The following is a 12,507-nucleotide window of genomic DNA, read 5'->3' on the forward strand; positions in this document are numbered from 1 at the left end:
GATGATTCGAGTTCTAATCGCAGACGATCACGCTATCTTTCGGCAAGGATTAGCCACAATTATCAACCGTGACCCAGATATGCAGGTGATTGCTCAAGCAGAGAATGGGGAACAGGCGATCGCGCTATTTGAGGAACACCAACCGGATGTCACGTTGATGGATCTGCGAATGCCGGAAGTGGAAGGAGTTGCCGCCATCGGTGCAATTTGCGCGGCTGCTAAATCGGCTCGGATTATTGTACTGACCACATATGATAGTGACGAAGATATCTATCGGGGATTACAGGCAGGGGCAAAAGGATATCTGCTGAAAGAAACTGAACCGGACGAGCTTTTGAATGCCATTCGCACCGTTCATCGGGGTCAGCAGTATATTCCACCCGATGTGGGAGCAAAGTTGGCACAGCGACTCAGCAACCCAGAACTGAGTGAAAGAGAGCTAGAAGTACTCCGTTCCCTGGCTCAGGGGAAGAGTAATGCCGATATTGCGGCGGCTTTGAGCATCGGTGAAGGCACGGTTAAATCCCATGTCAATCGAATTTTGAATAAGTTAGATGTTAGCGATCGCACCCAAGCTGTGATTGTTGCGGTTAAACGCGGCATCGTCAGTTTATAGGGTGTGCTTTCGATCAAATTTGGATTCTAACTTAAGTTAGAACCAGCCTTCTGCTCCACGATGGCATGGTTGATCTACCAATTTATAGTGTAAAAAATTCATCTAGCTGTAGGCGACAGTATGAAAGCGATCGCCTACATTGAATTTATGCAAATAGACATGTAGCCGAGGGATCGAGCAAGTAAGTTGCAAAGTTTCCTGCCTGATACGGATGGAGAAAGATGAGTGGTGAAGGTGCCGACGGGAACACACTAAATTTCTTCGAAAGGAAAGAGGGTTGTACGATGAAAATACGCTACGGGTTTCGTCATGTCGGCGACGTTGAAGTGTTTTACCGCGAGGCGGGGCCAAGCGCTGCGCCGGTGATACTACTGTTGCACGGCTTTCCCACCGCTAGCCACATGTTCCGCGACCTGATCCCTCTCCTTGCCGATCGCTTTCGGCTCGTCGCACCGGATCTGCCTAGTTTTGGACAGACCAAGGTGCCGCCGCGCGGGATATTCGACTACAGGTTTGACCACCTTGCCGACGTGATCGAGGGCTTCACAGATGCTTTGTCGCTCGATCAATATGTGCTCTACATTTTTGACTATGGTGCACCGGTGGGACTGCGTCTGGCGATGCGCCATTCTGAACGGATATCTGCGATCATCTCGCAAAACGGCAACGCCTACATCGAGGGTTTCAGTGACGAATGGGGACCGTGGGAGACCTATTGGCGTGAGCCGAGCGCAGCGAACCGGGAAGCCTGCCGATCCTCACTTGCGCCGGACACAATCCGGAACTGGCAGTATGGGACAGGAGCCGATCCAAACCTTCTATCGCCCGACGGCTACGAACTCGACATTGCCTATATGGCGCGACCGGGCGCGGAGGAGATCCAACTCGATCTGATTCTCGACTACCGCAGCAACGTTGCGCTCTATCCCGCCTTCCAGTCCTACTTTCGCGAGCACCGTCCGCCGCTTCTCGCCGTCTGGGGACGTTATGATCCCACATTTCTGCCCGCTGGTGCCACCGCTTATCAGCGAGATCTCCCAGATGCAAAGATTCATCTGCTTGACACCGGACATTTCGCGCTGGAGACGCATGCGGAGGAGGTATCAGCTTTGATCCGCGCGTTCCTCGACAGCACTATTAGTTCCACTACGGTGAAAATTTAGTGCCGTCAGTCGTGCCACCATTGATAACGTTGACTAGCTACGGATTGTTGCGATCGCGCAGCGTGTGCACAGCACGTATCGCCGTTTTCACCCAATCTAAATAAGTCTGTTCCCGTTGTTTCACTAAGTCCAAAACCAGGCAATGCAGGTCTTGTTCGCGCGATACAGTTGGTTCACTCAAAGATAGAGCTTCGATCGCCTCATACTGGGCTAGCTTTTCTTGCCGTGCTGCCAGCTCCTGCTCTAGCAAATGCACGATCGCCTCATTAGGCAACTGAGCCGCAAAATAGAGTTGCACCAGCAGCGGCTCTCGCAATACGGGCAACGGATGATGCGTCTGAAGCCAGTGGGCTAACTCTGCTTCACCGGCTTCAGTAATTTGGTAAACCTTGCGATTAGGGCGATCGCGCTGAATCTCAACGGTGCAGGTAATCCACGCCCGTGACTCCAGTTTGTCTAAAGTCCGATAGATCTGCGCCTGATCTGCTGGCCACAGATGAGAAATGCAATCGTCAAAGCACTCGGTTTTGAGGTCGTAGCCGGTTCGCTCCTGTTGCTGGAGCAGACCTAGAATCACATGGGCAAGAGACATAGACGGTTTACCGAACGATTAGGTAGGACAAGCCCTACCCATAGATTTTATATACTCCCATGCTATTATATGATTAATCATATATAGGATAAATCTTATAAATTGTTCACCTGGAGGCAACTGTATGACAACTCAAACGCTCCGAACCGTTGCTGGAATCATTAATAGTGTAGAAACGTTTGAGGGAGCAGGCTTCCTGGTGCGTCGTCCCTTTCCCAAGAGCAGCTTTTTCGAGTTTGACCCCTTTCTCCTTCTCGATGAATTGGGTCCTGTGAATCTAAAGCCCGGTCAAGCAAAGGGCGCACTGGATCATCCCCATCGTGGCTTTGAAACCGTTAGCTATGTTCTGGATGGACGGCTGGAGCACAAGGACTCGGTCGGCCATGCCGGACTGCTCAATCCCGGTGATGTGCAGTGGATGACCGCTGCGGCAGGCGTCGTGCATTCCGAAATGCCAGAAGCTGAGTTTACCCGCACGGGTGGGCGACTGCACGGCATTCAACTGTGGGTTAACTTGCCGCAGCGGGACAAGCTGATTGCTCCTCGCTATCAGGAAATTCCACTAGCACAGATTCCGGTGGCTCAGACCAAAGATGGGTACGTGACGGTGCGCGTAATTGCGGGAGAAGCATTAGGGGTGAAAGCCGTGATTGAAACCCGCACCCCAATTATTTACCTGCACTTCACGCTACAACCGGGAGCAAGCATGGTTCAACCAGTACCAAAAGAGTACAACGCCTTTGCCTATGTCCTCGATGGGTCTGGTTTGTTTGGCACTGAGCAGGAACGGGGTGAAGATGGGCAAATGGTGATTTTTGCACCAGATGGTGAGGAAGTGGCGATCGCCAACCCTGCGGATGCCACCCAACCCCTTGATCTACTGCTGATTGCTGGAGTGCCGCTGAATGAACCTGTGGTGCGCTACGGTCCCTTTGTGATGAACACTGAAGCCGAAATCCTGCAAGCGATCGACGATTACCGAAATGGAAGGATGGGACATATTCATGCTTAACACACTTCAAAACCGCATTGCTCAACATCAACTGCTGACCGATATACGCATCAAGCTATTGCATTTGCATAAGCTGTTGTTGGATATGGAGCGTAGTCATTACGAACAGGTGCGCGGACGGGTTTCTAATGGTGAAATGCTGCAACTAGTGATCAATCACGATCAGTTTGCCTGGTTACATCGCCTTTCAGAATTGATTGTGCAAATTGATGAGTTAATCCACTCTGATGAGCCGACCACTTCCGAGGCGATCGCTGCTCTCATTGCTGATGTTCAGATTCTACTCACACCGGATGAAGTTGGAAATGACTTTGCTGTGAAGTATGATATGGCGCTTCAGCGTAGCCCCGATGTGGTGTTAGCTCATGCTAATGTGGTCACACTGCTAGCGACTAAAGCTTAACTATCAATTGAGCAATTCGTTCAGGTTAAATTTAATCTGGACGAATTGCTTGGTAGTGCATTAAATAATGGTGGGGTAGGTAACGAGATCATGCCAAGTCCAAGGTTTTTGCGCTAATCCCGCTCGCTGTGCTGCTGTTGTCTTGAATCGGCTATGCTGCCAAACCCAGTTGAAGTAACTTACGACTAACCGCGTTGTTTCCTTCGTCTGTTCCCACACCTTGCCAAACTTATTCTGTTTGCGTTCGCGTAGCGTGCCGTAGGCTTAGCCATCGTCCGGTGTGTTGCCTGACAATTCCGTTGGTTCTCTCTAAGCGTTGCATTCTATCTTTACCAATCTGATGAAGTATCTCTGGAGGTAACACACGCTCATAGCCTCCCCAGTCATCGCTATTGAATCGCTTGCAGGCCGTTTTCCCTTCACTGCTAACCACCCATTCCTCAATCAATGCATCGGTGTGTTTCCTAACCCTTGCGCTCAAAATCAATCCACTGGAATTGGCTAAACTAACTGCAATCCAACAATCCCCTGCGGCTAGCTCTTGGGGAAGGCACTGTTTCTGTTTTTTGAAACAAATGACCATCACTCATCGGCACTTACGTTCTCCGTCGGTACCGATTGAACTTCCGCGTTATGCACTAACTGTGCCTGCTGACTGGCAGCACGCACAATACTGACTACGGTATTGTAGGCCAGTCCACTGGTTCGACTAATGCCCCTCAGTCTGCTGCCTTCGCTGTGTGCTTGGAGCACCTGTCGAATCTGTTCAGGCTTGACATGGCGATGATAATACAAGGTGTCAAAACGTTCATTAAAGGTTTGCTTGCAGTGCGGGCAGAAGTAACGTTGGCTGCCATTGGGAGCTTTGCCGTGTTTGCGAGTGCTGGGATGACCACAGAGCAGACATTCCATCGGTCTTGTTTTAGAGTAGAACTCCCTAACTTTAACTCGCCCACTATAATTTGATGCACTACCAATTGCTTTTATGCACTATATTTACTGAATTGTAAGCATACGCGGCGTGTTCAGGTGTCTGTTGATTTCCCAATTCATCGAGTTGGGAATCCGCCCGATTGGGAAAGAAACGTTTGGCGAATGATACTGCCTACTCTGACAGTTAATCTGCGAATTGATGTATTTTCTAAACGAATCAATGTGCCCGATTCTAACTTAAGTTATAGCCCGCCCTCTACTCTGCGACGGCATAGCTACTCTATCAATTTGTATGACAAAAAATTTGACTCGCTATAGGCGACGGCTTGCAGGCGATCGCCTATATTGAACGTGTAGTAAACGGTTAGGTAGGCAATAGATTGAGTCAACAAATTTCAAGGTTCCGTGCTTGATGCAGATTTAGAAATATGAACGATGATCGTAGCCGCAGTTCCTTACTTGTACCTCCTTCAGCCCAAGATTGGATTCAAGGTGTACCAAGTGCCAAGGTAGTGCTGGTGATGTATGGAGACTATCAGTGCTCTAGAAGTGGAGATGTTTACAAAATCATTAAGCTGATCAAGCGAGAGCTTGATGCTGCTTTCGGAGAGAATCATATATCATTTATCTTCCGCCATTTTCCACAGCCACAGATTCATTCTCATGCTCAACGGGCAGCCCAGGCAGCCGTTGCCGCCGCTGCCCAGGGGCAGTTTTGGTTAATGAGCGATACGTTATTTGCCCATCAGCAAAACTTGGAGAATGGTTATCTAGTCGAATACGCCAACGATTTAGGGCTTGATATTCCCCAGTTTCTCAAAGACTTACCTAAACAGGTCAATATCGAGCGCATTAATGAAGATATCAAAAGTGGAATAGAGAGTGGAGTAACGACTGCCCCAGCCCTTTTTATCAATGGAAGTCGATACACCGGACACTGGAATACGACAGAGTTGATGGCAGCCATTATTGCTGCAAGTAATTGAGTCTAATCCGACGAGATTCAATGCGGTACTTATAGGAGATTCCAATGCCTTACGTTACTGTTGGTCAAGAAAATTCTGCAACCATTGATCTTTACTATGAAGATCTGGGGACAGGCCGACCGATTGTTCTCATTCACGGCTTTCCCCTCAACGGACATTCCTGGGAAAAGCAGGTCTTAGTGCTACTGAATGCGGGGTATCGAGTAATTACCTACGATCGCCGGGGATTTGGGGCTTCCAGCCAACCCTCGTTTGGCTATGACTACGATACCTTTGCCGCCGATCTCAATACTCTCATGACTAAGCTTGACTTGCAAAATGCCGTGTTGGTCGGCTTTTCAATGGGAACCGGCGAAGTTACACGTTATCTTGGCAAATATGGCTCAGAGCGGGTGCAGAAAGCGGTGCTGATGGCTCCCGTGCCGCCCTTTTTGCTGAAGACCGATGATAATCCTGAAGGGGTCAATCAAAGCGTTTTCGATGGCATTATGAAAGCGATCGTTGAAGACCGTCCAGCTTACTTTTCTGAATTTTTCAAAGCATTCTTCAATGTGGATGTGTTGTTGGACGAGCGTATCAGCAATGAAGCAATTCAAGCCAGTTGGAATGTTGCCGTAGGTGCCTCTGCCAAAGGGACTTTAGATTGCGTCCCTTCCTGGCTCACCGATTTCCGCGACGATCTGCCCCGCATTGATGTACCAACCCTGATCATTCATGGTGATGCCGATCGCATTTTGCCGCTTGAGTCCACCGCAGCAAGACTTCCCAAGCTGATTAAAAACAGTCAACTGGTTGTTATTCCTGGCGGGCCGCACGCCATCAACTGGACTCATGCCGATCAGGTCAATCCCGCGTTACTGGACTTTCTTCAGCAGAAATAATCAGTAACCTGCCGAATTCCTGGACTGTGAATAAACTCTGTGATGCTCCTCGCTGAGGCAGGCTCACCCGCCCGGACATGTCTGCAAAGTAAACATTGAGTAGGAACTTATAGCGATGTCTCAAAATCCAAAAATCGGCCTAGAAGGACTGCTTCGTCCAGAAGATAGCATTCTGGTACTGATTGACCACCAGCCTTATCAGTTCACCAACTTGAACAGCCATGAACCTACGATGATCATTAACAATGTTATTGGTCTTGCCAAATCGGCAAAGGTGTTCAACGTACCCACAATCCTGACCACAGTCATTGAAGAAAGAGGGGGGTATATCATTAAAAGACTACAGGATGTTTTTCCTGATCAAAAACCGATCAACCGCACTTTCATCAATACCTGGGAAGATCCAAATGTTACAGATGTAGTGAAGGAAAGTGGCCGTAAGCAACTTATACTTGCTGCGCTTTACACCGAGATCTGTCTCGCAATGCCAGCAATCCAGGCGCTGGGTGAGGGTTATGAAGTATTCATCGTTACCGATGCTTCAGGCGGTGTTACTGCGGAGGCTCATGACATGGCAGTTCGCCGGATGGTTCAGGCTGGTGCAATTCCAATCAACTGGATGGCTGTACTTGCTGAATGGCAGCGCGATTGGGCACGCACAGAAACAGCTGCGGGTGTATCAGAGATTCTTCTTGAGCACGGCGGTGCTAGTGCGGTAGCCCTTGCCTGGGAACATCAGCTCCTTGCCACATCCTCTCTAGTCACCTCAGTTGGACATTAGAAGGTTGTAAGAGATTTGTTGTTTGTCCTCCGATGCCCTCGTGTCGCTAACTCCCTCAGTAGGCAAGAGCAGTGCCTTGCACTAATACAGCTATATTTAGAGGTCTTCAGATGGATTGTCTCACGACAGCATTGCCCACGCCGCAGGAGGTCAGTATGAGTATGACGTACGCAGCAAACGCACCATCTGACTCTCCAGTTAATTATGCTCTGATTGCGATCGCACAAGAAGTCGCTGAGTTGTTGAACCAATCCTATGCGGTGCAAGCTGATGAAATTGATGGCATAGGATTAATGAACTGTGAGGAAACAGGCCATCCGATGATCAGTTCAGCAGTTTACCAGTAAACTAACCGTTTCATTATCGATTGTGGTGCCCATCATGGTAGATTTCATTCAGCATATTATCGCGCCGCATATCCAAGATTTAGGAGGGTTTCAGGCCCGTCGTCTGCTGCCTTCAGACGTGCTTACTCTGGTCGGCCCGTTTATCTTTTTTGACCATATTGGGCCTGCAACACTTCCGCCTGGCAAAGGTGTTGATGTCAGACCCCATCCGCACATCAATCTGGCAACCGTGACCTACCTGTTTGCAGGTGCTTTGATGCACCGTGATAGCGTAGGCAGCGTTCAGGTGATTCGGCCCGGTGATGTGAACTGGATGACCGCTGGTAGGGGAATTGTCCATTCCGAACGAACCCCTGACCATGAGCGCAGTATTGAAACAACGCTTCATGGAATCCAAACCTGGATCGCACTGCCGGATGAGCACGAGGAGACAGATCCCTGGTTTCGGCATCACCCCGCTGCCGAGTTGCCTACTTGGAGAGAGAACGACGTCTCCTTCACTCCCATTGCCGGTGAGGCTTATGGTCGTGTTTCTCCAGTGCAAACCTTTTCACCAATGATTTATCTAGATGTACAGCTAGCTAGAGGAGCACAGTTTACATTGCCAGATAACTATAGTGAGCAGGCCGTTTACAGCGTGACAGAAGGGTTGAAAATCAATGATGTTTCGCTGGAGCAGCACCGGCTAGCTGTGTTGATTTCTGGCTCGGCAGTTCACATATCTGCTGAACAGGATGCTCGCTGTATTATCGTTGGGGGCGAGCCTGTTGGAAAACGAGAGAAGTGGTGGAATTTTGTTTCCAGCTGTCATGATCGCATTGAACAGGCCAAGCAAGATTGGCAAGCGGGCCGATTTGATCGAGTTCCTCAAGAAACAGAATTTATTCCCCTACCTCAGGAGATAGATATCCCTAAGGAACAGCCGTTGTAAACTGTCTAAACATTGAAAGGTTGAACAAATATTTGTACTTGATAAGAAAATGAGCTGCCGAAGCCGCTTTGAGCGGTAATTGCAAGTTGAATTCAAATCGGCATTGTCAGCAAAATTCTCAGCAATTCTCGAGTGACGACTAAACAATCGTCAGACCTTTTTTATTGGTTTCATTCGCGAATGAAATAAGAATTTGAAAGAAATTAAGCATTGGAATCAATACAGTTGAGATAGAACCAACTAGGAGAATCTAACGTGGTCAAAGAGCAAACTGTAGACAAACAAGTAAATGTACAGCAACCCCCAATCTGACATCTGCTCAGGAAGCTTTACACAAGCTTTCTATCAATACTTAGACTTACGATCGCTGGTCTAAATGTTCTCGGCGATTGACTGGAATGACATTGAAACAGATTTGCGATCGTGTTTGGTGCGGTGGATGCAAAAGTAGTCTTCTCTGGTAGACGCGAAGGAAAGAGGAACACCATGAATAAGCCCAAGTTTTTTGTTACCCCTGGCTATGGGGAATACATGCTGAATAACTTGCATTACTCGCAAGCGGTAAAAATTGGCGATCGCGAAAATCTGGGCAAGGTGGCTGGGATGACAATCTGCAAATTCCTGAATCGCTTGTGGACGAAATTACTCAAGCGTTTCGGAACGTAGAGCGAACCTTAGCAACCGCTGGTGCGGGTTGGGCGCATGTTGTCCACGTCAATTCTTACCATGTTGGCGGGTTGCCCCCAGAAGTTAACGACGTGATGGTCAGGCTATATCGCCATTACATGCCTAACCACGCCCCCATTTGGACACAGGTGGGAGTCGCGGCGCTTGGACTGCCAACGATGCGGATTGAAATTCGTGTTACTGCCATTGTTCCGTGAGTTTGCACAAGCGGCAACAGGCTACTGCGAAGTTAGGGAGTCACCTCCGCTGAGTGGTATCGAAATCCCGTCACTGTTCACTTTAAATCAAGGAGAGTTGGCACAGATGGAATCTATGAAAGCAGCCGTATTAACTGCGTTTGGTGATGCTGAGAAGTTTGAGATTCAAACGGTTACCACGCCAAAACTGAAGGCGAATCAGGTGTTAGTCAGAGTTTGTGCAACCTCCATTAACCCGGTCGATTACCAAACTCGTCGTGGTGATTACAAGGAACTGGTTCAATTACCCGCCATCCTTGGAGTCGATGTCTCAGGGGTGATTGAGGCAATTGGCGAAGCTGTGACTGATTTCAAGGTGGGAGACAACGTGTATTACTCGCCGCAAATTTTTGGAGAATCCGGTAGCTACGCTCAATATCACGTGGCTGATGCAGCGATTGTTGCATTGAAGCCTACAAATCTATCGCATATTGAAGCAGCTTCTTTTCCGCTTGCAGGCGGAACTGCTTGGGATTGTCTAGTGACTCGGGGCAATCTACAAGTGGGTGAAACAGTTCTCATCCATGCGGGTGCGGGTGGAGTGGGTTCGATCGCAATTCAACTCGCCAAGGCGATCGGGGCATACGTTTTTGCGACGTGCAGTGCTAGAAACCGAGATTTCGTGACAGAACTGGGCGCAGATCGGGTGATTGATTACAAAAATGAAGATTACGTGGAAGTTATTCGTCAAGCAACAAATGGATTGGGTGTGGATTTAGTTCTAGATACAATCGGCGGAGAAACCATTCAGCGTAGTCTAGAAATCATTCGTCCCTTCGGTCGGCTTGCAAGCATTGTAGACATTGCCATACCGCAATCGCTGCTTGAAGCATGGGGTAAGAATCTGACGATTCATTTTGTTTTTTCACCCCAGTATCGAGCAAAATTAGAGGCTTTGACAAAACTCATCGAGCGTCATCAGCTTCGCCCAGTGATTGATTCAGTATGGTCTTGGGATCAGGTCGCTCTGGCACATCAGCATCTAGAGCAGGGAGGAACACGGGGCAAAATTGTGCTGAAGTTCACAGAAAATTAGCCCAGCGTGATTTGGCGACTACGTTGAGGAGAAGGACGCACCGATAGAGAAACTGCCTTCGCTCTGTTAAAGCATCCACTTGAACAGAAGAGAGAGTTAGATATCAGAAATTCAGCCAAGGAAAAAGTTAAAACACCTGATTTTAGGTTTCAGATCAGCATCAATCACTCGATTCACCGTTGTCTCCTACCAGGATACCCAAAAACTATGACCTGCGAACATCTCAACAATCTAACTGTAGAAAACCTGATTTCTAAAGCAGCCTATCCAGTTTTTCGCTGTGAAGAGTGCATTAAAACAAATAGTCGCTGGGTACATCTTCGGATTTGCCAAACCTGTGGCAAAATGCTGTGCTGCGATTCTTCTAAGTATCAACATGCTCGCCGTCATTATGAAGAAACTAGTCATGCGGTAGTCAGTTCGGCTGAACTGGGGGAGCAGTGGCTATGGTGTTTTGCAGATGAACAGGGAAAAGACTACTGATAGCAATTTTGACGTCACCTAGATTTCCTTCTCATTTCTTCAACATGCTCTCCTCATGTGAGTGATTCTTATGGCTGTTCCTAATCAGAGTACTCCCATCGACAGCGTTTGGCCCAGTTTGCCCGTAGCAGATTGGCAAGATACCTATGCAACTCTCCATCTATGGACGCAAATCGTTGGTAAAATTCGGCTGGCACTGGCACCTAAACTCAATCACTGGTGGCAATCTACTCTTTACGTCACACCGCGTGGACTAACAACCGCTTCAATCCCTTGCGGCACCCGTAACTTTCAAGTCAGCTTTGATTTTTTTGACCATCAGCTACAAATCGACACCAGCGACGGCATTACTAAAAGAATTGCGCTGGCTCCTCGCTCTGTGGCAGATTTTTACCAAATGGTGCTAACTACATTGAGCGACATCGGCATCGAAGTCCAAATCTGGACAATGCCGCAAGAAGTGTCAGAACCAATCCCGTTTGATCAGGACTATCAACACGCAGCTTACGATCCGGAGTATGCCCAACGGTTCTGGCAAATTCTCGTGCAAGTTGATCGGGTCATGACCTTATTCCGCTCACGGTTTGTTGGTAAATCCAGCCCTGTGCATTTCTTTTGGGGCAGCTTTGACCTCGCTGTGACTCGTTTCTCCGGTCGTTCTGCGCCAGAACATCCTGGTGGGGTGCCGAATATGGCAGATTGGGTCACGCGCGAAGCCTATTCCCACGAAGTTAGCAGCTGTGGCTTTTGGCCAGGGGGTGGGGCAGTTGTGGAGCCTATTTTTTATGCTTATGCTTACCCTGCGCCGGAAGGGTTTCGAGATTACCCAATCCAACCCAAAGAAGCTTTTTACAGCTCAGAAATGCAAGAGTTTATCCTCCCCTATGAAGCTGTGAGACAAGCTGACGATCCGGATGCAATGCTCCTGGCCTTTTTCCAAAGCACCTATGAAGCAGCAGCCAACTTAGGCCATTGGGATCGAGCTGCTCTGGAGCATACTCCAACGATCGCCACTCACAGTTAATAGTCGCAAGCTAACGCCACTGCAAAGTGATCGAAGCGATCGCCTTTCTAGACATGCAAGATTCCAGAAACAAACGATGATTGCAGATGCTATCGGCAAGATGATCACAGAATAAGCCTGCATCAAAAGTTTTACACGCAAAAGAGTACATTATGACGACAACACTGGCAGGCAAAGTTGCACTGGTTACGGGCGGTTCAGGCGGTTTGGGAGCGGCGATCGCCAAACGTCTCGCTCACGATGGGGCCGCCGTTGCGCTCACCTATACCCTCGAGTTTGGACTAATTCTGTAAAAGAAGGCAGTCAATGAGAGCCACTGACTGCCGTAAGGTCAATGAAGTACTTTAATGACATTGACCCTATGATGTTCAAACACCTTCAAGACTTTCGTCAAAC

At 48.6% G+C, this 12,507-nt stretch carries 16 protein-coding genes and 1 pseudogene; 15 read left to right on the plus strand and 2 right to left on the minus strand.

The window, feature by feature from the left end; all coding sequences use genetic code 11:
* The first annotated feature begins 1 nt into the window (after position 1).
* Entirely contained in the window at positions 2 to 616 is a 615-nt protein-coding gene (locus ACQ4M4_RS11910) for a response regulator (RefSeq protein ID WP_430684695.1), read from the plus strand.
* 221 nt (positions 617 to 837) lie between these two features.
* On the plus strand, positions 838 to 1,779 hold the full coding sequence (locus tag ACQ4M4_RS11915) for an alpha/beta fold hydrolase (protein ID WP_430684696.1): 942 nt from the start codon (positions 838 to 840) through the stop codon (positions 1,777 to 1,779).
* A gap of 37 nt (positions 1,780 to 1,816) precedes the next feature.
* Here the strand turns inward: ACQ4M4_RS11915 and ACQ4M4_RS11920 are convergent, their stop codons facing one another.
* Positions 1,817 to 2,371: a PadR family transcriptional regulator gene (locus ACQ4M4_RS11920; protein ID WP_430684697.1), complete on the minus strand. Its 555-nt coding sequence runs from the start codon at positions 2,369 to 2,371 to the stop codon at positions 1,817 to 1,819.
* A 124-nt stretch (positions 2,372 to 2,495) separates the two neighbouring features.
* On the opposite strand from ACQ4M4_RS11920, the gene ACQ4M4_RS11925 reads away from it, so the two are divergent.
* Together ACQ4M4_RS11925 and ACQ4M4_RS11930 are read left to right on the plus strand one after the other, a co-directional pair.
* Complete coding sequence (locus tag ACQ4M4_RS11925) at positions 2,496 to 3,383, plus strand: pirin family protein (RefSeq protein ID WP_430684698.1); 888 nt, start codon at positions 2,496 to 2,498, stop codon at positions 3,381 to 3,383.
* Positions 3,376 to 3,786 (plus strand): hypothetical protein, encoded by a 411-nt coding sequence (locus ACQ4M4_RS11930; RefSeq protein WP_430684699.1) that lies wholly within the window; start codon positions 3,376 to 3,378, stop codon positions 3,784 to 3,786. Before ACQ4M4_RS11925 ends, ACQ4M4_RS11930 begins: the two co-directional genes overlap by 8 nt.
* Before the next feature lie 60 nt (positions 3,787 to 3,846).
* On the opposite strand, the pseudogene ACQ4M4_RS11935 reads toward ACQ4M4_RS11930, so the two are convergent.
* Positions 3,847 to 4,698: pseudogene (locus ACQ4M4_RS11935) on the minus strand (IS1 family transposase).
* A gap of 449 nt (positions 4,699 to 5,147) precedes the next feature.
* Between ACQ4M4_RS11935 and ACQ4M4_RS11940 the strand changes: the two are divergent.
* The 11 genes from ACQ4M4_RS11940 (at position 5,148) to ACQ4M4_RS11990 (ending at position 12,404) form a co-directional block, all read left to right on the plus strand.
* Positions 5,148 to 5,705, plus strand: a complete 558-nt coding sequence (locus ACQ4M4_RS11940) for a DsbA family protein (RefSeq protein WP_430684700.1) — start codon at positions 5,148 to 5,150, stop codon at positions 5,703 to 5,705.
* A gap of 44 nt (positions 5,706 to 5,749) precedes the next feature.
* Positions 5,750 to 6,586: an alpha/beta fold hydrolase gene (locus ACQ4M4_RS11945; RefSeq protein ID WP_430684701.1), complete on the plus strand. Its 837-nt coding sequence runs from the start codon at positions 5,750 to 5,752 to the stop codon at positions 6,584 to 6,586.
* Positions 6,587 to 6,701: 115 nt separating this feature from the next.
* On the plus strand, positions 6,702 to 7,367 hold the full coding sequence (locus tag ACQ4M4_RS11950) for a hydrolase (RefSeq protein WP_430684702.1): 666 nt from the start codon (positions 6,702 to 6,704) through the stop codon (positions 7,365 to 7,367).
* Positions 7,368 to 7,522: 155 nt separating this feature from the next.
* Positions 7,523 to 7,714, plus strand: coding sequence for a hypothetical protein (locus ACQ4M4_RS11955; protein WP_430684703.1), 192 nt, complete (start codon positions 7,523 to 7,525; stop codon positions 7,712 to 7,714).
* Between the two features lie 34 nt (positions 7,715 to 7,748).
* Positions 7,749 to 8,645: a pirin family protein gene (locus ACQ4M4_RS11960; RefSeq protein ID WP_430684704.1), complete on the plus strand. Its 897-nt coding sequence runs from the start codon at positions 7,749 to 7,751 to the stop codon at positions 8,643 to 8,645.
* Positions 8,646 to 9,131: 486 nt separating this feature from the next.
* Positions 9,132 to 9,311: a hypothetical protein gene (locus ACQ4M4_RS11965; RefSeq protein WP_430684705.1), complete on the plus strand. Its 180-nt coding sequence runs from the start codon at positions 9,132 to 9,134 to the stop codon at positions 9,309 to 9,311.
* Positions 9,278 to 9,529: a Rid family hydrolase gene (locus ACQ4M4_RS11970; protein ID WP_430684706.1), complete on the plus strand. Its 252-nt coding sequence runs from the start codon at positions 9,278 to 9,280 to the stop codon at positions 9,527 to 9,529. Before ACQ4M4_RS11965 ends, ACQ4M4_RS11970 begins: the two co-directional genes overlap by 34 nt.
* 106 nt (positions 9,530 to 9,635) lie before the next feature.
* The gene (locus ACQ4M4_RS11975) at positions 9,636 to 10,604 is read left to right on the plus strand and encodes a zinc-dependent alcohol dehydrogenase family protein (RefSeq protein ID WP_430684707.1); all 969 of its coding nucleotides are present in this window, start codon (positions 9,636 to 9,638) and stop codon (positions 10,602 to 10,604) included.
* 207 nt (positions 10,605 to 10,811) lie between these two features.
* On the plus strand, positions 10,812 to 11,087 hold the full coding sequence (locus ACQ4M4_RS11980) for a UBP-type zinc finger domain-containing protein (RefSeq protein ID WP_430684708.1): 276 nt from the start codon (positions 10,812 to 10,814) through the stop codon (positions 11,085 to 11,087).
* Positions 11,088 to 11,157: 70 nt separating this feature from the next.
* A complete protein-coding gene (locus ACQ4M4_RS11985) occupies positions 11,158 to 12,111 on the plus strand; it encodes a DUF5996 family protein (protein ID WP_430684709.1) in 954 nt (317 codons plus the stop codon).
* A 152-nt stretch (positions 12,112 to 12,263) separates the two neighbouring features.
* Positions 12,264 to 12,404 (plus strand): SDR family NAD(P)-dependent oxidoreductase, encoded by a 141-nt coding sequence (locus tag ACQ4M4_RS11990; protein WP_430684710.1) that lies wholly within the window; start codon positions 12,264 to 12,266, stop codon positions 12,402 to 12,404.
* Positions 12,405 to 12,507 lie beyond the last annotated feature (103 nt).

It is taken from the genome of Leptolyngbya sp. AN02str, assembly GCF_050565595.1.
In the GTDB taxonomy this organism is placed as follows: Bacteria; Cyanobacteriota; Cyanobacteriia; order Elainellales; family Elainellaceae; genus Kaiparowitsia.